General features: G+C 53.3%; 17 protein-coding genes and 1 tRNA gene. 13 read left to right on the forward strand and 5 right to left on the reverse strand.

What is annotated here, in order from left to right:
- Positions 1–631: 631 nt before the first annotated feature.
- Positions 632–705 (reverse strand) — tRNA-Arg (locus NSU18_RS26420).
- A gap of 153 nt (positions 706–858) precedes the next feature.
- On the opposite strand from NSU18_RS26420, the gene NSU18_RS26425 reads away from it, so the two are divergent.
- The 5 genes from NSU18_RS26425 (at position 859) to ispG (ending at position 6,636) form a co-directional block, all read left to right on the forward strand.
- On the forward strand, positions 859–1,788 hold the full coding sequence (locus NSU18_RS26425) for a hypothetical protein (protein ID WP_341150444.1): 930 nt from the start codon (positions 859–861) through the stop codon (positions 1,786–1,788).
- Positions 1,789–1,883: 95 nt separating this feature from the next.
- The gene (gene tig, locus NSU18_RS26430) at positions 1,884–3,224 is read left to right on the forward strand and encodes a trigger factor (protein ID WP_341150445.1); all 1,341 of its coding nucleotides are present in this window, start codon (positions 1,884–1,886) and stop codon (positions 3,222–3,224) included.
- Positions 3,225–3,507: 283 nt separating this feature from the next.
- A complete protein-coding gene (clpP, locus tag NSU18_RS26435) occupies positions 3,508–4,098 on the forward strand; it encodes an ATP-dependent Clp endopeptidase proteolytic subunit ClpP (RefSeq protein ID WP_036697575.1) in 591 nt (196 codons plus the stop codon).
- A 12-nt stretch (positions 4,099–4,110) separates the two neighbouring features.
- Positions 4,111–5,367, forward strand: coding sequence for an ATP-dependent Clp protease ATP-binding subunit ClpX (gene clpX, locus NSU18_RS26440; RefSeq protein ID WP_341017099.1), 1,257 nt, complete (start codon positions 4,111–4,113; stop codon positions 5,365–5,367).
- 129 nt (positions 5,368–5,496) lie between these two features.
- Positions 5,497–6,636, forward strand: a complete 1,140-nt coding sequence (ispG, locus tag NSU18_RS26445; RefSeq protein ID WP_341150446.1) for a flavodoxin-dependent (E)-4-hydroxy-3-methylbut-2-enyl-diphosphate synthase — start codon at positions 5,497–5,499, stop codon at positions 6,634–6,636.
- 114 nt (positions 6,637–6,750) lie between these two features.
- On the opposite strand, the gene NSU18_RS26450 is transcribed toward ispG, so the two are convergent.
- The 4 genes from NSU18_RS26450 to NSU18_RS26465 are packed head-to-tail and all read right to left on the reverse strand — an operon-like array spanning position 6,751 to position 10,797.
- On the reverse strand, positions 6,751–7,854 hold the full coding sequence (locus tag NSU18_RS26450; protein WP_341017101.1) for a GerAB/ArcD/ProY family transporter: 1,104 nt from the start codon (positions 7,852–7,854) through the stop codon (positions 6,751–6,753).
- A gap of 42 nt (positions 7,855–7,896) precedes the next feature.
- Positions 7,897–8,109, reverse strand: a complete 213-nt coding sequence (locus NSU18_RS26455; protein ID WP_341150447.1) for a hypothetical protein — start codon at positions 8,107–8,109, stop codon at positions 7,897–7,899.
- Positions 8,106–9,314: a Ger(x)C family spore germination protein gene (locus tag NSU18_RS26460; RefSeq protein ID WP_341017103.1), complete on the reverse strand. Its 1,209-nt coding sequence runs from the start codon at positions 9,312–9,314 to the stop codon at positions 8,106–8,108. Before NSU18_RS26460 ends, NSU18_RS26455 begins: the two co-directional genes overlap by 4 nt.
- A 19-nt stretch (positions 9,315–9,333) precedes the next feature.
- Complete coding sequence (locus NSU18_RS26465; protein ID WP_341150448.1) at positions 9,334–10,797, reverse strand: spore germination protein; 1,464 nt, start codon at positions 10,795–10,797, stop codon at positions 9,334–9,336.
- A gap of 188 nt (positions 10,798–10,985) precedes the next feature.
- Here NSU18_RS26465 and lonB point away from each other — a divergent pair, with 188 nt between their 5' ends.
- From lonB to NSU18_RS26505, 8 genes are all read left to right on the forward strand, one after another.
- Positions 10,986–12,695, forward strand: a complete 1,710-nt coding sequence (gene lonB / locus NSU18_RS26470) for an ATP-dependent protease LonB (RefSeq protein ID WP_341150449.1) — start codon at positions 10,986–10,988, stop codon at positions 12,693–12,695.
- A gap of 241 nt (positions 12,696–12,936) precedes the next feature.
- Positions 12,937–15,330, forward strand: a complete 2,394-nt coding sequence (lon, locus tag NSU18_RS26475) for an endopeptidase La (RefSeq protein ID WP_341150450.1) — start codon at positions 12,937–12,939, stop codon at positions 15,328–15,330.
- 12 nt (positions 15,331–15,342) lie between these two features.
- A complete protein-coding gene (gene yihA / locus NSU18_RS26480; protein WP_341017109.1) occupies positions 15,343–16,008 on the forward strand; it encodes a ribosome biogenesis GTP-binding protein YihA/YsxC in 666 nt (221 codons plus the stop codon).
- Between the two features lie 30 nt (positions 16,009–16,038).
- Positions 16,039–16,626 (forward strand): non-ribosomal peptide synthetase module, encoded by a 588-nt coding sequence (locus NSU18_RS26485; protein ID WP_341150451.1) that lies wholly within the window; start codon positions 16,039–16,041, stop codon positions 16,624–16,626.
- 101 nt (positions 16,627–16,727) lie between these two features.
- Positions 16,728–17,510 carry a tyrosine-protein phosphatase gene (locus NSU18_RS26490; RefSeq protein ID WP_341150452.1) on the forward strand — a complete coding sequence of 261 codons (783 nt, stop codon included), beginning with the start codon at positions 16,728–16,730 and terminating at the stop codon, positions 17,508–17,510.
- Positions 17,511–17,596: 86 nt separating this feature from the next.
- Positions 17,597–19,606: an S-layer homology domain-containing protein gene (locus NSU18_RS26495; protein WP_341150453.1), complete on the forward strand. Its 2,010-nt coding sequence runs from the start codon at positions 17,597–17,599 to the stop codon at positions 19,604–19,606.
- Positions 19,607–19,697: 91 nt separating this feature from the next.
- Entirely contained in the window at positions 19,698–20,480 is a 783-nt protein-coding gene (locus NSU18_RS26500; RefSeq protein WP_341017114.1) for a YveK family protein, read from the forward strand.
- Positions 20,461–21,147: a CpsD/CapB family tyrosine-protein kinase gene (locus NSU18_RS26505; protein ID WP_341150454.1), complete on the forward strand. Its 687-nt coding sequence runs from the start codon at positions 20,461–20,463 to the stop codon at positions 21,145–21,147. The genes NSU18_RS26500 and NSU18_RS26505 overlap by 20 nt, the downstream gene beginning before the upstream one ends.
- Positions 21,148–21,174: the final 27 nt, after the last annotated feature.

Here is a 21,174-nt window from a genome sequence, read left to right on the forward strand (position 1 = left end):
CATCCCCCGGACGCCAAAACAGCCCTCCCGAAGGAAGGCTGTTTACTGTAACGTCCCGGAAGGGATACAGCCCATTCGGGCTGATTGCGAAGTGGTGCTATCGAAGCTTATGCTCCAACGTCCCCTCGCTGACGCGTTGGGTTCTCATCCTCCGGACGCCAAAACAGCCCTCCCGAAGGAAGGCTGTTTACTGTAACGTCCCGGAAGGGATACAGCCCATTCGGGCTGATTGCGAAGTGGTGCTATCGAAGCTTATGCTCCAACGTCCCCTCGCTGACGCGTTGGGTTCTCATCCCCCGGACGCCAAAACAGCCCTCCCGAAGGAAGGCTGTTTACTGTAACGTCCCGGAAGGGATACAGCCCATTCGGGCTGATTGCGAAGTGGTGCTATCGAAGCTTATGCTCCAACGTCCCCTCGCTGACGCGTTGGGTTCTCATCCTCCGGACGCCAAAACAGCCCTCCCGAAGGAAGGCTGTTTACTGTGACGTCCCGGAAGGGATACAGCCCATTCGGGCTGATTGCGAAGTGGTGCTATCGAAGCTTATGCTCCAACGTCCCCTCGCTGACGCGTTGGGTTCTCATCCTCCGGACGCCAAAACAGCCCTCCCGAAGGAAGGCTGTTTACTGTGACGTCCCGGAAGGGATTCGAACCCCCGACCGTGCGCTTAGAAGGCGCATGCTCTATCCAACTGAGCTACCGGGACATGAAGATAGACTGAAAAGCAAGCAAAAATTATGTTATCATACATAGTTAACTTTTTCAACTTGTTTTTTTGAAACCGTGCAGGGATATGCTATAATCTACAATTGATTAAGGTTCAGAAGCGATTACAGTTCGGAGAAAAGGAGGTGCCCTCATGAATCAATTCAATTCCCCCGCCAAAGAGAACATCGTGCTGTTTCCCAAGACCCTGGATTACTATCAGATTCAGCTCACAGTTATGCTGGAGAGTGAACGTTACGGGGAAGCGATGGAGCTGCTGCGTTTTTTGCTGCAGTGCCAGGGACAGGAAGAGCGGCACTACGAGGAATGGCGGTCGCTGCTGGAATGGCTGGTGGCGGCCTTCCCCTACGCGGCGCAGGGCGGTGACGGGAACGGTGCCCCGGATGCGGAGGAGATGGATCTGGGGGAAGAGGATATGGCCCGGATTCTGGCCAGATCCAAGCTGGAGGAGGATGCGGAGTACCCGGATAAGCTGCTGAAGCGGGTCATGAATGAACCGCTGTCCGAAGCGACAGTGCTGGCGCTGGAGCAGCTCTCCTACCTGGAGGGGAGCGGGGTAGATGAAGCGCTGACCGGCTGGCTGCAGCAGGCCGAGGTGCATCCGCTGCTGCAATTCCGCACACTGCAGACGCTGCGGCGCAGAGGGGCGCAAGGGGCAATCAGGCTAAGCCGGGGCCATGAGGCCGCTGAGGTGGAGATCGAGACCGTGCCGCTGCAGAACGACGAGTTCCCGCCGCAGATCAGCCAAGTGCTGGAACGGGTGGCCGAGCAGGCGGAGGTGCATGAGCCGACGCTGTATTATTTTGCCCAGGAGCTGTGGGGGCAGTTCGTCATGTCCATCTACGGGACGGCGGATTACCGCAAGCTGCTGGACGGGGAGTATTCGCAGCTGGATATTTGGGCGGGAGCCCTGCACCAGATGGTGTCGGAGAGCCTGAACGGGAACCGCAAAGAAGAGGAAACACGGAGCATGTACGGCATCACCGATAGCATGCGCTTCCAATTTGAGGGTGCCTACCGTTCGCTCAGGGGATTTGTAAAGAGTTCTCTACTTGATAAATAAAGTAATGTTGTATATAATATAGTGGTTATTCTGTGCGTGAAATGTTGGACTATTTAAGTAAACATGTAACCTATTTTTGGAGGGAAAAGTATATTATGAAAGCAACTTGGGAAAAAATAGAGAAGAACCTCGGAGTTCTTGAAGTCGAAGTTGAAGCGGAACGCGTAGCTGCAGCACTCGACAAAGCCTTTAATAAAGTGGTAAAGAAAGCAAACGTTCCTGGATTCCGTAAAGGTAAAGTACCACGGCCGATTTTTGAATCCCGTTTCGGTGTTGAAAGCCTGTATCAGGATGCTATCGACATTCTTCTTCCTGAAGCTTACGGTGAAGCCGTTGAACAGACTGATATCTTCCCTGTAGACCGTCCTGAAGTGGACATCGAGCAATTCGCCAAGGGCCAGCCGTTCATCTTCAAAGCGAAGATCACAGTTAAGCCGGAAGTGAAGCTGGGCGAGTACAAAGGTCTGGAAGTACCAGTACAGAAGGCAGAAGTAACTGACGAAGAGCTGAATGCTGAACTGAAGCGTCTGCAGGAGCGTCATGCTGAGCTTGTGGTTATCGAAGAAGGAGCAGCTGCGGACGGCGACATCACTGTAATTGATTTTGACGGTTCGGTTGACGGCGTTCCATTCGAAGGCGGACAGGCTGAGCGTCATTCCCTGGAGCTGGGCAGCAATTCCTTCATTCCAGGATTCGAAGAGCAGGTAGTGGGCATGTCCACTGGAGACTTCAAGGATGTTGAAGTAACCTTCCCTGAGACTTACCACGCTGCTGAACTGGCAGGCAAAGCTGCTGTATTCAAAGTGAAGCTGCATGAAATCAAGCGCAAACAGCTTCCTGAGCTGGATGATGAATTCGCCAAGGACGTTAGTGAATTCGACACACTGGAAGAATACAAAGCAGACCTGAAGGCACAGCTCGAATCCCGCAAGCAGGAAGAGCTGAAGAGCGTTCGTGAATCCGCAGTAGTTGACGCAGCAGCAGCAAATGCTGAAGTGGAAATTCCTGAGGCGATGATCGCCAGCGAAGTGGAGAACATGGTTCGTGACTTCGATACCCGTCTCCGCCAGCAGGGCATGAACATGGACATGTTCCTCAGCTTCTCCGGCCAGACCCGTGAAGATCTGCAGGGACAAATGAAGGGCGATGCTGAGAAGCGCGTTCGTAACAACCTTGTTCTGGAAGTGATTGCTAAGGAAGAGAACATCGAAGTGTCGGAAGAAGAAGTTACGCAGGAGCTGGCTACTATGGCTGAAGCTTACAAGCGTACTCCTGAAGAAATCCGCAGCATCCTGGCAGCCAATGGTTCCCTGAGCAGCCTGAATGATGAGATCTCCCTGCGCAAGACAATCGAATTCCTCGTTAGTAACAGCGTGGAAGTTGAAGCTCCGGCAGCAGTAGAAGAAGCAGCAGCAGAAGAAGCAAAGGCTGAGTAAGCTTCAATCCTTTACCTAAGAACGGCTATTCATTAGCCTCCATAGAGATTTGATAAGGCACGTAAGTTTTTGTTACGTGCCTTATTTTTATCGGGGGCCGGGCGTTTGGCAGTACATATCATGAACCCTTCAATTGGCATTGTCCGTGGAATTGCGTTATAATGGCATGCACATGAACAATGCGGTTTAGGGACCCAGTGAATAAATGACATCCCGCTTTGAACGTGTTAAAATATTTCTGAAACGGAAAGACTAATCTGTATAGAGAAAAGAGGTTGGTGGCATGAGTCTGGTACCAATGGTTGTGGAAACGACAAGCCGGGGAGAACGCTCATACGATATCTATTCCAGATTGCTCAAGGATCGCATCATCTTCCTGAGCAGTGCGATTGACGATGATGTCGCCAATCTGGTTATTGCGCAGTTGCTGTTCCTGGCAGCAGATGACCCCGAAAAAGACATTCACTTGTACCTCAACTCGCCCGGTGGTTCTGTTACAGCCGGCATGGGTATATATGATACGATGCAATATATCAAACCGGATGTTTCAACGATTTGCGTAGGGATGGCAGCCAGTATGGGATCATTGCTCCTGACAGCCGGAGCGCCCGGCAAGCGATATGCGCTGACCAACAGCGAGGTCATGATTCATCAGCCGCTCGGCGGCGTTCAGGGGCAGGCGTCCGACATTTGGATTCACACCGACTGGATTCTCAAGACGAAGCAGAAGCTGAATCAGATTTATGTAGAGCGCACAGGTCAGCCCCTTGACAAAATCGAACGGGATACAGACCGCGATAACTTCATGAGCGCTGAAGAAGCGAAGGAATACGGGCTCATTGACCAGGTTCTCTCTTCACCGATCATATCTTAAAGGGGTGGTAAGATGTTTAAATTTAATGATGAAAAAGGGCAATTGAAATGTTCCTTTTGCGGCAAATCACAAGAGCAGGTTCGTAAGCTCGTAGCGGGACCTGGCGTTTATATATGTGACGAATGCATCGAGCTGTGCACGGAGATTGTGGAAGAGGAGCTGGGCCACGAAGAAGAGCTGGATATGAAGGATATTCCGAAACCGAAGGAAATCCGCGATATTCTGGATCAATACGTGATCGGCCAGGAGCAAGCCAAGAAATCGCTCTCCGTTGCTGTATACAATCACTACAAGCGTGTGAACAGCCAGAGCAAGATTGAAGATGTGGAGCTGACGAAGAGCAACATTCTGCTGCTCGGACCTACAGGCTCCGGTAAGACCCTGCTGGCTCAGACGATGGCGAAGATCATCAACGTGCCTTTTGCCATTGCAGATGCCACTTCCCTTACGGAAGCCGGTTATGTGGGTGAAGACGTCGAGAACATTCTCCTGAAGCTGATTCAAGCGGCAGATTATGATGTGGAGAAAGCCGAACGCGGCATTATCTATATAGACGAAATTGATAAGGTAGCGCGTAAATCCGAGAACCCGTCCATTACCCGTGACGTATCCGGTGAAGGCGTTCAGCAAGCGCTGCTGAAGATTCTGGAAGGTACGGTTGCTTCGGTTCCACCGCAAGGCGGACGCAAGCATCCTCATCAGGAATTCATCCAGATCGATACAACGAACATTCTGTTCATCGTAGGCGGTGCCTTCGACGGACTGGAGCAAATGATCAAGCGCCGTATCGGCAAAAAAGTCATTGGCTTCAATGCTGCGGTTGAAGGACAGAAGGATCTTAAGGCCGGTGAATACCTGTCCATGGTATTGCCTGAGGACCTGCTGAAGTTCGGTCTGATTCCCGAGTTCGTGGGCCGTCTGCCGGTCATCTCGACCTTGGAGCCGCTTGATGAGACTACACTGGTACGTATCCTCTCCGAGCCTAAGAATGCGCTCGTGAAGCAGTATGTGAAGCTGCTGGAGATGGATAATGTAGCGCTGAAGTTCGAGCCGCTTGCTCTTGAAGCAATTGCGAAGGAAGCGATCAAGCGCAACACCGGTGCCCGTGGACTGCGTGCCATCATTGAGAGCATTATGCTTGATGTGATGTACGAGGTGCCTTCACGTGATGACATTAAGGACTGTGTCATTACCGAGCAGGTTGTTAAGGAGAAGTCCCTGCCGGAGCTTAGTCTCAAGAAGGATAAGAAAAAAGAAGAAAGCGCGTAAGTCAGGCTTCATTACCCGGCCTGACCCGGCTTAACAATACAGCTCAGGGTCTCCACTTTCTCCCGCACATCCCGCATGACCTGCGGGGGCGGAGAGGGTGGAGCTTTGATCGTTATGGGGGAGAAAATCATGTTCCTGAGACACCAGACCCGTCCCGTCAATGTTGGCGGAGTAATTATCGGGGGTAACAACGAGGTTGCAATTCAAAGCATGTGTACGACCAAGACCGCCGATGTGGAGGCAACCGTGGCCGAGATTCTGCGGCTGGAGGAAGCCGGCTGTCAGCTGGTGCGTGTAACGGTCAACAATGAGGAAGCGGCAGCAGCGATTAAGGAAATCAAGAAGCAGATTGATATCCCGCTAGTAGCGGATATTCATTTCAATTACAAGCTGGCCTTGCTGGCAATTGAGAACGGCATCGACAAGGTGCGGATCAATCCCGGCAATATCGGCCGCCGTGATAAGGTGGAAGCTGTCGTTAAGGCCTGTAAGGACAAGGGAATACCGATCCGGATCGGCGTGAATGCCGGTTCACTGGAGAATCATCTGCTGGAGAAATACGGTTATCCTACACCGGAGGCTATGGTTGAAAGTGCCCTGTATCATATCGGCATTCTCGAAGAGCTGGACTTCCACGATATCATCGTGTCCCTGAAGGCATCTGATGTGCCGATGGCCATCGAGGCTTACCGTCAAGCTGCAGAAGTAATTCCTTATCCGCTGCATCTGGGTATCACCGAATCCGGCACTCTGTTCGCCGGAACAGTGAAGAGCTCGGCCGGGATCGGTGCGCTGCTCTCCATGGGCATTGGCAGTACGGTGCGGATCTCCCTGAGTGCTGATCCGGTGGAGGAAGTGAAGGTGGCGCGTGAGCTGCTGAAGACCTTCGGTCTGATCTCGAACGCCGCTACCCTGATCTCCTGCCCGACCTGCGGACGCCTGGATATTGACCTCTTCTCGATTGCGAACGAGGTTGAGGAGTACATCTCCAAGCTGAAGGTGCCAATTAAGGTATCCGTGCTCGGTTGTGCGGTGAATGGTCCGGGGGAAGCCAGAGAAGCGGATATCGGCATCGCCGGTGCGCGCGGGGAAGGGCTGTTGTTCCGTTACGGCAAGATGATCCGCAAGGTGCCTGAGGCAGAGCTCGTCTCCGAGCTGAAGAAAGAGATTGACATTATTGTCGAGCATTTCGAGGCGACCGGCGAGATTCCCGGCCGCAGCCACGCTGGATTGGCTCCGGCAACACCAGTTGGCAACACAGAGAACTAATTCTATATATAACAGCGCCCTGCCCGTTGCGGATGATCTGCAAACGGGCAGGGCTTTTTTGAATTAGAAGCATTTGTATGCCTGGTTCAGTAAGTTAGCACGTACAACCGGGTCTTAAGACTTGGCTGCGGAGGCAGTCCGCTTACGGCGGATCAGTGCAATCAGACACACCAGCACAGGCAGGAATACAAGGTGGATGGCAGCGAATTTCCACCAGGCCGTCTGCACCATATGTATAAGATAGATGAGGTTGATATAAATATTGGAGGCGAAGACGAATAACAGAACTGCGAGCGGAAAGATCAGGTAGGTGGTCCGCTTCAGGCTGAACACGGCTTGGAAATTCTGCAGGATCAGCAGGAAGAGTAAGGAGATCTTGATGAAGAAGGTCATAATCCAGATCGTTACTAACATTCCCTCGACGCGTTGCAGGATGTTGCCGATATTAATAGCCTTTGCCAGAATGAACACAGGGTAGTTGCTGTTGGAGGTCTGCTCAATGCCGAGCACCAGCACACTAAGCAATGTCAGCACGAAAAGAATCAGCCCCCCCAGAGCAGTTCCGCCGAGTAAGGCCCGGGCTTGCTTACCGGACTGCTTCATCAGAGGGAGGAAGCTCAACAATACAATAGGTTCTTGGAACATGGCGGACTGGATGCCGGCAGACATGACCGGCTTCAGGCCATCCTCCAGAATGGGAAGGATATGTGTCCAGTTCGCTTGGGGAATCAGGGCCAGAACGAGCAGCGTCAACAGAAGCAGTAACCAAGGGAAGAGCAGCTCGCTTAAACGGGCCACAATGACGATACCTTTGTATGCGCTGACGATGATGACAATCAGGAATATCATTTTGATCGCCTCGGTCGGAGTTTCGGGCATGACCTCAGTGGTGATGAAGGAACCCAGATCGCCCAGCAAGGCACTGGTAAGGATAAGGAAATAGAATAAGTAGATAAGCGACACTGCCTTGCCCAGCCATTGGCCCAGTACAGATTCTAGAATCTCAAACAGGGTCTGCCCCGGGTACAGACGGGAGAGCATAAGACATAAGACAACCATCATAAGGTTGATAAGCAGGCAGAACAGAGAGGCGATCCAGGCATCCTCTCTGGCGATTTGTGCCATTGTACCAGGGAGGTCAAGAATGGAGCTTCCGGTCGTCAGACCGAAGGTCAGGATGAATAATTGTAAAGACGAGAGCTTCTTAGACTTGCTCACAGGTCCGTCTCCTTTCAGGCAGGTTAGTGGTTAGTGGTCAGGTCAGAAGGAGAGCAGCTTAATGATACTGTATACCCAGTTCATCGGACGAATTGCAGTGGAGCCTGCCATATCAGCAACAGTGACCGAAGCGGTGATCAGCCAGAACACGCAGAATACCGCAGTATCCTGCGGAGAACGCAGGCGGAGCAATGCAGGGAGTTGTGTAAAGGCAGTGATTAGCAGGACCAGAAGCAGCAGCCAATTCCAGCTCATTTCATTTCCATCTCCCGTCTCTGCGGCTGAATAATGGAGCCGATCCGCCGGATATGGGTTCGGCAGTCAGAGGTAATCTTCACTTGCTTGAAATGTTCATCCCAATCCCCACGGTAAGCTTTCCAGACCTGGGGATATTTGCGGTGCAGCGCTTCGCCGAAGCCGAAGATATCGGAGGCGTAGCGCTGTTGCACATTTTGAATACTACCTTGCATATTGGACTTGAACTTGTCTTCGATTTCGGTCTGAATCATCTCAATATTGGAGGGTTGCGTGAGATCAATTGTGCTCTGAATCGTAGTGAGATCAGCCTCCACATTGATCATGAGCTTGAATTCCGGCTGCCCTTCCGGATTCAGACTGGTTTGGATACTGCTCTCGGAACGGGTGACGATGAAGCCGACCTTGCCACCATCCGGGCAGGTAACATCGCCGTTAGAGGAGCTAACCTCATTAAGCGCATAGTTGACTGTTTTGCTGGTGTTCTCGCCCAGCCAGCCGACCAGACGGTCTTTTTTGAAAATAGCAATTCCCGCCTGGATGATCTGGGTCTTCGGGACAATGGATTCTATATTCTTGACTGTCCCTCCCTCTGACACATCGCCGTGCAGCCTTACGCCGGACATAATCGGATTGGAGCCGCCGCGCTCCAGTTCAAGAATGAACTGCTGCAAGGTGACTTTACCGGTGGCTGCCCAATTTTTGTGGGAGACCAGAATGGAGGAGTAGAGCGAATTGGCCGGAATCTGCTCGAATGGCGTATTAATCTCCAGAATGTCAGAGGCCTGGGAATTCTTCGCGACCAACAGGAAGAAATCACTGCGGAGCTGATGATTCCGGGTGATGAAATCAAGGATGTCACTGACACCTTGCCGCGCCAGCTTTTCTCCGAGGACAAGCACCCGGATGTGGGACAAGTAGAGAGTACGCGGCGCTGTACTGAGCATGTGCTGGAGAGCATCGGGAACCGTCTGGCCTACGGCTTTGTAGGTAAGAATAGGCAGACTTTTGCCTGCTGCTCCTTTGGTGCTGCGTGCTTCTCCCGAATTCAGCACCTGTGCAGAAACGGCATAACCCTCAGGTGCGGCATCAATTCCCATCGCCATGACCACAGCCAGATCGTTCAGCTCCTTGCGGCTCCAGCATCCGGGCAACACCGCCAGACTGAAGACCAGGAGCAGACAGACTGCTTGTTGAATACGCATAGAAGGTTGCTCCTCTCTGTCAGTTATGTCCGGTATACTTCTTCATGTTGCGCCTTGACAGCCTTATGAGGCTATCCTTCTGGCTAAGCCACTGCCAGGGGGCGTAGGAAGTCATGTAAGGAACACCTACGGATTCCAGACTGCATAAGTGCAGACCCAGAATAATCAAGGCGACAACAATCCCGTATAGGCCGAAGGAAGCGCCAATGCCCATCATCACGAAGCGCAGAATCCGTACCGAGATCCCGATATTGAAGGCGGGAAGGGCGAAGTTGGATATGGCTGTAATGGAGACGACGATGACCATAGCAGCCGAGACTAGCCCTGCATCTACCGCAGCCTGGCCAATGACCAGCGAACCTACGATAGATACGGACTGGCCCATCGATTTGGGCAGGCGGATACCGGCCTCACGCAGAATCTCGAAGGTGATCTCCATCAGAAAGGCTTCGAGAAACGCCGGGAACGGGATGCCTTCACGCTGCCCGATCAGGCTGACCAGCAGGGTTGTGGGAATCATCTCCTGATGGAAGGTGGTGATCGCAATATAAAAGGCCGGGGTCAGCAGTGCTACAGCGAAGCAGAAATAACGCAGGATGCGGACCAGACTGGCAAAATCGCTCCGCTGATAGTAATCCTCACTGGACTGGAAGAACTGTACGAACAAGGCGGGAACGATGAGCACAAACGGCGTACCTTCCACCAGGATCGTGATCCGTCCTTCCAGCAGTGCTGATGCGGCGGAATCCGGACGTTCCGTGTTATACACCGTCGGAAAAGGGCTGTACTGCGGGTCCTGAATCATCTCCTCGATATAGTTGCTCTCCAGTACGCTGTCCAGCCTGGCTTCATCCAGCCGTCTGCGCAGCTCATTCAGCACCCCGGGATCTACATTGCCTTCTATATACATTACAGCTACATTCGTCTGCGTCTGTTCCCCGAGGGTTCGCTCTTCAATGCGCAGCTTCGGGTTCTGGATTCTCCGCCGGATCAGCGCTGTATTCTCCCGCAGCGATTCCGTGAAGCCTTCACGCGGCCCTCTTACAACGGCTTGTGAGCCGGCATCCTCGACTGCCCGCTGCTTCAGTGCCTCCGTACCGGCAGATAGCGCCTTCGGAGCTCCGTCAATGATGAGGATCGAGTTACCGGCGAGTAGCTCACGCTCCAGCTCCGTGTAGTTGCTGACCTCCCCGACCTTGCCGAGGGAGAGCGTCCGTTCCTGCAGCAGCTTCAGGCAGCTCTCCGGATGAGGCTGGCTGAATTGTTGATACAGACTGGAGTCCTCATGGATGGCCTGAATCATCTCCTGCGGATCTGCGAGTCCTTCAATGAAGATAATGACTGCGGACGAAGGGCCGAGGGTGATGAACCGGTAGATGATATCTGTGCTTTTGCCCAGGCGGCTTTGCATTCCTTCTATTATCGCGGACAGGGCGTGCGGCAGCTTCTCCTGCGGACCTTGTGTATTCTCCAGATGTGTCATGATCATTCACCTCCAATCATCCGGTATAGTCTTTCCGTTTGTGGAAATCCTATGCAATCTATGAGCACGGAAGGAGAATGGGATTCGGTTTTTTTGCTGCGGGAGTTTACGAATGTTTGAAACGGCTATACTACCTAGTAGTAGCTGAATACAGAGCTGGCAGACGGAAGGATACAGGAGGGTGACCTATGGAACTAAGTATATTGCTGATGGTCGTGCAGCTTTTTTTCGCGCTGGTCATCGGCGTTTATTTTTGGAATCTGCTGCGGGGACAGAAGACGAACAAGACGGCGGTGGACCGGGAATCGCGCAAGGAGCTGGATAAGCTGCGGAAGATGCGGATGATCTCTCTGACCAAGCCGCTCTCAGAAAAGACACGCCCCGCCTCCATCGACGATATCGTCGGACAGAAGGACGGGCTGCGCGCCTTGAAGGCCGCGCTATGCAGCGCCAATCCGCAGCATGTGATTATCTACGGGCCGCCGGGTGTGGGCAAGACGGCAGCGGCGCGGGTGGTTATGGAGGAAGCGAAGAAAAATGCGTTGTCGCCGTTCAAGCGTGACGCCAAATTCACCGAGATCGATGCCACTACGGCGCGCTTCGACGAGCGCGGAATTGCCGATCCGCTGATCGGCTCCGTACATGATCCCATCTATCAGGGAGCGGGGGCCATGGGCGTGGCCGGAGTCCCGCAGCCGAAGCCGGGCGCAGTAACCAAGGCGCATGGGGGAATTCTGTTCCTCGATGAGATTGGCGAGCTGCATCCGATTCAGATGAACAAGCTGCTGAAGGTGCTGGAGGACCGCAAGGTGCTGCTGGAGAGCGCCTATTACAACTCGGAGGACAGCAATACACCCGCGTATATTCATGATATTTTCCAAAATGGCCTGCCCGCCGATTTCCGGCTGGTCGGAGCCACAACACGGTCGCCGGACGAGATCTCACCGGCGCTGCGTTCGCGCTGCATGGAGATCTATTTCCGTCCGCTGCTGCCGGAGGAGATTGCCGTGATTGGACGGGATGCCGTCCAGAAGATCGGGCTGAAGCCAAGCCCGGAAGCGGTGGAGGTCGTGCAGCAGTACGCGACGAACGGCCGCGAGGCGGTGAATATGATCCAGCTGGCTGCCGGTCTTGCGCTGACCGAGGGCCGGGACTCGCTGAGCGCTGCGGAAGTGGAATGGGTCGCCAGCAGCAGCCAGCTGCCGCTGCGGACGGAACGCAAGATTCCTTCCGCCCCGCAGGTCGGACTGGTCAACGGCCTTGCCGTCTACGGCCCCGGCATGGGCACGCTGCTGGAGATCGAGGTCTCCGCCGCGCCTGTGCTTAACGGGCCGGGCAGGCTGAACATCACCGGGGTAGTCGATGAAGAGGAGACGCGCGGCGGCTCGCGGACTGTGCGCCGCAAGAGCATGGCCCGGGGCTCCATTGAGAATGTGCTGACCGTACTGCGCTCCATGAAGCTGGAGCCGGACAAGTATGACCTGCACATTAACTTCCCCGGAGGGACGCCTATTGACGGGCCGTCCGCCGGGGTGGCCATGGCGGTGGCCATCGTCTCGGCCATCCGGCAGCTGCCGGTGGACAACACGGTGGCAATCACCGGGGAGGTCGGCATCCATGGCCGGGTGAAGCCGGTCGGCGGCGTGGTCGCCAAGGTGGAGGCGGCCTTCCAGGCGGGAGCAACGACCGTGCTGATTCCGAAGGAGAACTGGCAGTCGCTGTTCGCCGATCTCGGCGCGCTGCGGGTGATCCCGGTGGACACGGTGGAGGAGGTCTTCCGCCACCTGTTCGGCACCGATACAGCAGACATCAGAATGCCTGCCGTATCCGGCGAGACCTTCTCTTCCGCGCCTTCACTGCTGAAGGCGGACGCTTCGGGCGAGGGGTTGCCCGGTTAAGACAGGCACATTAGGAAGGAATCCCCTGGCGGGCAGCTGCCGGGGGATTTTTTTGGTGGATGAGCAGGGGGCTCGGCGGCATAGGACACGAACGTTCAGCGAATACTACACACCGATGGGTGAGCGTGCCAATAACGCCAATTGCACCAATTGCGGACACGGGTGGTTGGTGTTTTCATGCGGCTTTTGTTAGAATGAATGCATATGACACTACTTATGAACCATGGGAGGTGCGAAAGCGATGATACAAAGTAAATCCAAAGGTCGTCGTTTTCCTTTATTACCGCTTAGAGGTCTTCTTGTATATCCCAGTATGGTTCTGCATCTGGATGTAGGCCGTGAGAAGTCCGTGCGGGCATTAGAGAAAGCTATGGTTGAAGATAATCTGATTCTCCTCTGCTCCCAGTCTGAAGTCAATATTGAGGAGCCGGGGCAAGAGGATATATTCCGCGTGGGTACGGTGGCGAATGTGCGGCAGATGCTGAAGCTTCCCAACGGTACGATCCGTGTGCTGGTGGAGGGCGTAGAGCGGGCCGAGATTATTCATTATACGGACAACGAGGAGTATTATGAGGTGATGGCGCGTGAGCTGCCGGAGCAGGAGGATGTGGACCAGGAGAGCGATGCCCTGATGCGCAGCGTGCTGAGCCAGTTCGAACACTACATCACTCTGTCCAAAAAAGTAACGCCAGAGACCCTCGCTGCGGTCTCCGATATCGAGGAGCCTGGGCGGCTGGCGGATGTCATCACCAGTCATCTGGCGCTGAAGATCAAGGACAAACAGGAGATCCTGGAGACCATTGACGTCAGCAAGCGTCTGGAGAAGCTGCTCGACATCCTCAATAATGAGCGCGAAGTGCTGGAGCTCGAACGCAAGATCAGCCAGCGCGTGAAGAAGCAGATGGAGAAGACCCAGAAGGAGTATTACCTGCGCGAGCAGATGAAGGCGATCCAGAAGGAGCTTGGCGAGAAGGAAGGCCGGGCCGGTGAAGCCGATGAGCTGCGCACCCAGATGGAAGAGAAGAATCTGCCGGAGCGGGTGCAGGAGAAGATCCTGAAGGAGATCGACCGGCTGGAGAAAATGCCGGCAAGCTCAGCCGAAGGCAGCGTCATCCGCAACTATGTGGATTGGCTGCTCGGTCTGCCCTGGAGCGAAGCCACGGAAGATGATCTGGATATCCGCAAGGCGGAAGAGGTGCTGGACGCAGACCACTATGGTCTGGAGAAGCCGAAGGAACGGGTGCTGGAATACCTGGCCGTGCAGAAGCTGGTCAAGGGGCTGAAGGGGCCGATTCTGTGTCTGGTAGGTCCTCCGGGCGTCGGCAAAACCTCGCTCGCCCGCTCCATCGCCCGCTCCCTGAACCGCAAGTTCGTCCGCATCTCGCTGGGCGGCGTGCGGGATGAAGCTGAGATCCGGGGTCACCGCCGGACATATGTCGGCGCAATGCCGGGCCGGATCATCCAGGGGATGAAGACGGCAGGCAGCATCAACCCGGTCTTCCTGCTGGATGAGATCGACAAGATGGCGGCGGACTTCCGCGGCGATCCGTCGGCGGCCCTGCTGGAGGTGCTGGACCCCGAACAGAACAATACGTTCAGCGATCACTTCGTAGAGCTGCCGTTCGACTTGTCGAACGTCATGTTCGTCACTACAGCGAATGCCGTGCACAACATTCCGCGTCCGCTGCTGGACCGGATGGAGATGCTGTTCATTCCCGGCTATACGGAGCTGGAGAAGCTGCAGATTGCCAGCCGTTATCTGCTGCCCAAGCAGCGCAAGAGCCACGGCCTTGCGGAAGAGCAGCTGTCCATCGGAGACGATACGCTGCTGAAGATTGTCCGCGAGTACACCCGCGAATCCGGGGTGCGGAATCTGGAGCAGCAGATAGCTGCCCTCTGCCGCAAGGCGGCGAAGCAGATTGTCTCCGAAGAGAAGGAGCGCGTCAGCATTCTTCCGGAGGAGATCAAGGATTACCTGGGAGCCGCCAAGTTCCGCTATGGAATGGCAGAGCTGGAGGATCAGATTGGTACCGTTACCGGGCTGGCCTGGACAGAGGTTGGCGGCGATACGCTGCTGATTGAAGTAACGGTGGTCCAGGGCACCGGGAAGCTGACGCTGACCGGCCAGCTCGGCGATGTGATGAAGGAGTCGGCGCAGGCTGCCTTCAGCTATACCCGCTCTAAGGCGGAGGAGCTGGGGCTTGCCCCTGATTTTCACGAGAAGAACGATATTCACATCCATATTCCCGAAGGTGCGATTCCCAAGGACGGCCCGTCCGCAGGGATTACCATCGCCACGGCGCTGATCTCCGCGCTTACCAAGCGTTATGTCTCCAAGCATGTAGCCATGACCGGTGAGATTACGCTGCGCGGACGCGTATTGCCTATCGGTGGTCTTAAGGAGAAATCGCTGGCCGCCCACCGTGCAGGCTACAAGAAGATTCTTATCCCGAAGGACAATGAGCGCGACCTCAAGGATATTCCTGAGAGTGTCCGGAGTGATGTCGAGTTCGTGCCGGTATCCCATATGGATCAGGTACTGAAGCACGCGCTCGTAGATCATGAAGAAGGCATCAATACCGGCTCAGACTCAGATACAGAAATAAGCATTGAAGCGCCCAGTAGTGTGCATTAGAAAGGAAGTCATATGAAAGTTAACAACGCCGAATTTATTATCAGTGCCGTAGGCCCTGACCAATACCCTGTGGATGCCTTGCCGGAGATTGCTCTGGCAGGGCGCTCCAATGTAGGGAAGTCCTCTCTGATCAACCGGATGATTAACCGCAAGAATCTGGCCCGCACCAGTTCTACACCGGGCAAGACGCAGCATATGAACTATTACCTGGTGAATGAGAGCATGTATTTCGTTGACTTCCCGGGCTATGGCTATGCCAAGGTCTCGAAGACACAGCGCGCCTCCTGGGGCAAAATGGTCGAGAAGTACATGGCGGAACGCGAGACGCTGAAGATGGTCCTGCTGGTCGTGGATCTGCGCCACCCGCCGACAGCCAATGACAAAATGATGTTCGACTGGCTGAAGCACTACGATCTGCCGCTCTGCGTAGTGGCCACCAAAGCGGACAAAATTCCGAAGACCCGCTGGCCGAAGCATATCAAGGTAATGAAGCAGGAGCTCGGTGTGCTGCCGGGAGACAGCTTCATTGCGTATTCATCAGAGATTGGACTTGGCAAAGACGAATTATGGGAACTTATAGATAGACACACTCTACCCACCGAAGAAGAGCTTCCGGCAGAACCGGATGATCCGAATTCCGGGGATGAACCGCAGCACGAAGCGCCTTCCGAGACTTAAGGGTTTGTCATTAAGAATTGAGGGATGTTTATGGCTCAGCGTCTGGCGATGGAATATGTGAATGCAACGATGCAAATGACCGAATTTCAGCTGAACCAGTTCCTGCTGACCGCAGATACCAGCTATATCAGTCACCGTGTGAAGGTTTTGGGCGCGGGAGAACAGGAGATTGTGCTGGAGGAGGCCGGAGGCGAGGAGGTCCATCTGTCTTTTGAACGCAAAGGCGGCATCTATATGGGTTCCTTGTCCTGCAGGGTGGTGAATCCTCATCTGATTAATGCAGTCCGCAAATTATTCTTCACTTATAAAGGCACGGGAACCGTAAACCGCATTTATAAGGATCTAACGATGATGTATTACTATGAAGGCGGCTCGGTGCGCCGGATCTCGGAAGTGAGGCCGGAAGGCACCAAGCTGATCTATCAGCATAAATATTCAGTGGCAGAGATGCTGGCTGTCTACAAGCGTCAGAGCGTAGAAGGTGAGATTGAACAGCTCCGGCAAGAGATTGATAGACTGCTCGATCTGCGCAACCGCAGCAGGCAGCAGGCAGTAATTAACGAAGTAGATGAGAGACTTGCAGAAGCGGCCGGCCGGCTGTTCCGACTGGAAGCGTAGGTGATATTGTTTTAAAATATGGCAATCATTTCCTAGTGAAATGGTTGTATTTTTTTGCGAAAACTATACATATCCTCTACGAAAGGACCGATAAACAACATATGATAGATATCCATAGCCACATTCTACCCTTCATGGATGACGGAGCTGCTGATTATGACGCCGCTCTCGCCATGGCGCTTGACGCCCATAACGATGGTATTACAACTGTAGTAGCTACCCCCCACCATGCGAACGGAGTCTATATGAATCCGGCCCCGGAGATTGAAGCGGCGGTACGGGTGCTGAATGCGAAGCTGCAGGAGGCAGGCAATCCGCTGGTCGTGCTGCCGGGGCAGGAGATCCGGATCTACGGGGAGCTGCTCGATGATCTGGAGCGCGGACAATTGCTGACGCTTGCCGGTTCCCGGTATATTTTGCTGGAGATGCCCTCTTCACGGGTGCCCCGCACGATGGAAGAGACCTGCCATGAGCTGGTCATCCAGGGAATGGTGCCGGTTATCGCCCACCCGGAGCGCAACGCGGAGATTGCTGCCGATCCGTCCAAGCTGCTGCGGTTAATAGAGCTCGGTGCCATGGGACAGGTTACTGCACAGAGCATCGCCGGCGTCTTCGGGAGTAAGCTGCAGAAGCTGTCGCTCAAATTATGCCGGCAGCAAGCCGTGCATATGATTGCATCCGATGCGCATGATTCGCTGCACCGTCCCTTTGGATTAAGCGAGGCTTACGGGGTGGTGAGGCGGGAATTAGGAGCAGAGTCAGTCGACTTTTTTCTACACAATTCGCGCGATATCCTTGCAAATAAGGAGATTAATCGAGTTAATTCTATTCAATCTAACAGCAAACTTCATAGATTGTTCGGATTTTTTTCTCGTAAGGGGTGACCTTCCGTGTCATTAATGGTAGAATGGGTATTACTGGATTCTTGCACTATTCTTAATACAAATACATACAAAGAGGTGGATGACAAGTGACTTTGAAGAAAAAACTGGCAGTATCTACACTAGCAGTAAGCATGGCAGCGGCATCCGTTGCCGGATTCCCGTTCAGCAGCAAGGGGCTGGCTGAACATTTTGGAGTGAGTACAGCTTCCGCAGCAGCAGTATCGCAGGCAGATGTGAAGGCTAAGGTTGAGAAGATTTATGCTCAGCTGACAGAAGCCGACAGAGTATTGCTTCTGAATTACAAAAATCAAGCAAACGCTGTGGATCTTGCAGCATTCAGAGAAATCTTCAAGCCAGTACTTGAGAAGCTTACCTTCCTGGAAGAAGCTGACGTGATAACTGCCCATGCAGCATTCAAGAGCGTATCCAGTGTAGTCTATGATGTGTATGACAAGGATTACACGGCAATCAAGAATATCCGTTATGATGTGAAGAATGTGGACCTGCTGAAGAAGATTGCTGCTGAGGCTGGCGTAAAGAATCTTACAACGGATGATTTCATTGAATTCCTGTTCGGCGCGGATGGTGTTGAAGCCCAGCTCCGCGCATTACTCAGCAGCAAAACTAGCTCGGAACTGTTGGACATCGTTGCTAATCCTGCAAGCCAGGACAACTTGATTAATGATGCCATTACTACAGTGCTTAACCACAAGACAGGTACTGGAGCCCTTACAGTAAGCCAAGTAGTGTACAATCTTCACATTTCTCCTGCTGATGTTAAGGAGAGCCTGAAGAACCTGAGTGTTGCAGTTCCAGCAACGAAGCCAGCAGTGAAAGCCCTGGCTACAGCTTATATCAAAGCTTACGGCTTCAGCGGTGGCGGTACTACTAACCCTCCTGGAACTGGCACTAGCGGCGGCAACGGCACAGTAACAACTCCAGTTACGAACCCTACAGCTACACCAGGCCTGTATGATGTATCCAAGCTGGTAACGATTGTAGGCGACAAAGCAACCCTGAAGCTGGTAGATGCTGACGTATTGAAAGCCTTTGACGCACTGGTTGCAGCTAATGCCGGTAAGACAGGTCTTACGCTTACCCTGAACCTGGGCACAGTGAACGCGGCAACTGTAGAAGTGCCATTGTCCAAAGCAATTATCGAAGCAGCCAAGGCGAAAGGCATTGCCAACATTGCAATTACTTTCAACGGCTTGACCGTAACGATTCCAGTAGGACAGTTCAGTGAAGCTATTACACTGACTACTTCCACTGTAGCAGATGCAACCGTAACTTCCCTGTCCAGCAATAAGCTGACATCCAGCGTGTATGACTTCCAACTGAATGTGGGCGGTGTGGTTACATCCACCTTCAAGCAGCCAATCATCATCAAGCTGCCGCTTAAGAATACAGAAGGCGTTGACCGTGAACTGCTGTCCGTTGCTAAGGTAGTCTACAAAGAACTGCAATACCAGGGCGGTGTTGTAGATGGTGATTACATCACTGAACCGCGTGACAGCTTCTCTTCCTACGCTGTACTGGAGAACAAAGTCAGCTTCAAGGATGTTGCCAGTGTTCAGGCTTGGGCTGGAAGACAGATCTCTGTAGTAGCAGCCAAGGGTGCTATTGAAGGCGTAGGTAACGGCAACTTTGCTCCGAAGAACAACGTGACCCGTGCAGAATTCGCCAAGATGCTGATCCGCGCACTGAACCTGGAGAATAACTCCGCGAAGCAGAGCTTCGGCGATGTAAGCTCCACTGCCTGGTATGCTCCTTATGTAGCTGTTGCTGCTGAGAAGGGCATCATTACTGGACGCAGTGCAGCCCAGTTCGATCCTAATGCAACGATTACGCGCGCCGAAATGGCAACAATGATTGCCCGTGCCGTGAAGTCGCAGAAGCCGGAAGCTGCTACGAATGTCAGCTCCCTGAGCAAGTTCTCCGATGCAGGCAAGATCGCTGCTTCCCTGAAAGACGGAGTAGCCTTCGCTGCCAGCAATAACCTGGTTATCGGCAACGCCGGCAAGTTCAATCCTAACAACACAGCTACACGTGCTGAAGCTGCAGTGATTATCTACCGTACGATCAACTTCAAGTAAGTAAATAGTATTGTGGAGAGCCTCCTCTCGTCGTATAGAGAGGAGGCACTTTTTAGGATATAGGGAATAAGAATTTACAGCTTGGAGGGAAATGCACTTGTCAGCACAAGAATTGGATTTGCGCGATTATTTCCAGATTGTCAGGAAGAGACTGTGGATGATTATCAGCATTGTTATCGTGGCTTGTGTTCTTGCCGGGATCTACAGCTTATATATCAAGAATCCCGTCTATGAAGCTTCAACCAAGATCATTGTTAATCAGACGCCTACCCAAGCTACGGCGGCGCAGCTGGATCTGAATCAGATTAATACCAACATTCAGCTGATCAATACGTACAAGGAAATTATCAAGACTCCGGCGATTCTCGATGTTGTGGCTAAGAACTATCCTGAGTTCGGGATTACGGCAGAGGAGATGCTGAAGAAGGTTAACGTGAGTTCCGTAAATAATACGCAGGTGATGACACTTGTCGTTCGAGATAATTCATACCAGAGAGCCGCAGAGATCGTGAATGCCATATCACTTGTATTTAAGCAGGAGATTCCGTCCTTGTTCAACGTACAGAATGTGTCCATCCTCAACGAAGCCAAGCTTAATCCGCCAGTTGCACCCGGACCGGTGGAGCCGAATGTGGTCATGAACCTCGCGATTGCTTTTATCGTATCCCTGATGATCGGTCTGGGGATTGCCTTCCTGCTGGAGTATCTCGACGATACGCTGAAGACAGAAGACGACATTAAGAAATACCTTGGACTTCCGACTATAGCTATGATTACCCGGCTGGGCCAGGAAGAAACCAAGACCACCGGGCAGCAGGCTCAGACACAGAGCAGAAAGGCGGGGGAACTAGAGCATGTCACAGCAGCCAAATAAACAACGCCATCTGATCACCGTGACCAACCCGCGTTCGCCGGTATCCGAGGCCTTTCGGGCACTGCGCACGAACATTGATTTCTCCTCTGTAGATGAACAGATCCAGATTATTATGGTCACTTCTTCCGGACCGGAGGAAGGGAAATCAACCGTAACCGCTAACCTGGCCGCTGCGTACGCGCAAGCGGATAAGAAGGTGCTGCTGATCGACGGTGACTTGCGTAAGCCTACAGCGCATAAGACTTTTTCCCTGAGTAACCGGTATGGATTATCCTCTTTGCTCTCGCAGCAGGCGAATCTGTCTGAAGTTATTCAGGAATCCGGTGTGAATAACCTGTATCTGATGACCTCCGGCCCGATTCCTCCGAATCCTGCCGAGATGATGGCCTCCAACCGGATGAGTGCGGTGCTGCAGGAGCTGCGCCAGTTATATGATGTAATTCTGATTGATACACCTCCGCTGTTGGCCGTTACAGATGCACAGATTGTGGCCTCCAAGAGTGACGGCGTAATTATGGTGGTCAGCTACGGTAAGGTGAAGCGCGATATTGCAGCGAAGGCCAAGGACAATCTCGACCGGGTCGGAGCCAAGATGCTGGGCGTGGTTCTGAACAACGTGAAGCGCAAGGCCAGTGAAGGCTACTACTATTACTACTATGGCAATTGAATTGAGATAAATTGTTATTTTTGGAGG

The sequence above is a fragment of the Paenibacillus sp. FSL H8-0048 genome (assembly GCF_038002825.1).
Taxonomy (GTDB): Bacteria; Bacillota; Bacilli; order Paenibacillales; family Paenibacillaceae; genus Paenibacillus_AQ.

What these genes read in the sequence shown, in the direction of transcription:
- NSU18_RS26425 (WP_341150444.1), top strand. Translation starts at nt 859, where the DNA reads ATGAATCAATTCAATTCCCCCGCCAAAGAGAACATCGTGCTGTTTCCC.
- tig (WP_341150445.1), top strand. Translation starts at nt 1,884, where the DNA reads ATGAAAGCAACTTGGGAAAAAATAGAGAAGAACCTCGGAGTTCTTGAA.
- clpP (WP_036697575.1), top strand. Translation starts at nt 3,508, where the DNA reads ATGAGTCTGGTACCAATGGTTGTGGAAACGACAAGCCGGGGAGAACGC.
- clpX (WP_341017099.1), top strand. Translation starts at nt 4,111, where the DNA reads ATGTTTAAATTTAATGATGAAAAAGGGCAATTGAAATGTTCCTTTTGC.
- ispG (WP_341150446.1), top strand. Translation starts at nt 5,497, where the DNA reads ATGTTCCTGAGACACCAGACCCGTCCCGTCAATGTTGGCGGAGTAATT.
- NSU18_RS26455 (WP_341150447.1), bottom strand. Translation starts at nt 8,109, where the DNA reads ATGAGCTGGAATTGGCTGCTGCTTCTGGTCCTGCTAATCACTGCCTTT.
- NSU18_RS26460 (WP_341017103.1), bottom strand. Translation starts at nt 9,314, where the DNA reads ATGCGTATTCAACAAGCAGTCTGTCTGCTCCTGGTCTTCAGTCTGGCG.
- NSU18_RS26465 (WP_341150448.1), bottom strand. Translation starts at nt 10,797, where the DNA reads ATGACACATCTGGAGAATACACAAGGTCCGCAGGAGAAGCTGCCGCAC.
- lonB (WP_341150449.1), top strand. Translation starts at nt 10,986, where the DNA reads ATGGAACTAAGTATATTGCTGATGGTCGTGCAGCTTTTTTTCGCGCTG.
- lon (WP_341150450.1), top strand. Translation starts at nt 12,937, where the DNA reads ATGATACAAAGTAAATCCAAAGGTCGTCGTTTTCCTTTATTACCGCTT.
- yihA (WP_341017109.1), top strand. Translation starts at nt 15,343, where the DNA reads ATGAAAGTTAACAACGCCGAATTTATTATCAGTGCCGTAGGCCCTGAC.
- NSU18_RS26485 (WP_341150451.1), top strand. Translation starts at nt 16,039, where the DNA reads ATGGCTCAGCGTCTGGCGATGGAATATGTGAATGCAACGATGCAAATG.
- NSU18_RS26490 (WP_341150452.1), top strand. Translation starts at nt 16,728, where the DNA reads ATGATAGATATCCATAGCCACATTCTACCCTTCATGGATGACGGAGCT.
- NSU18_RS26500 (WP_341017114.1), top strand. Translation starts at nt 19,698, where the DNA reads ATGCACTTGTCAGCACAAGAATTGGATTTGCGCGATTATTTCCAGATT.
- NSU18_RS26505 (WP_341150454.1), top strand. Translation starts at nt 20,461, where the DNA reads ATGTCACAGCAGCCAAATAAACAACGCCATCTGATCACCGTGACCAAC.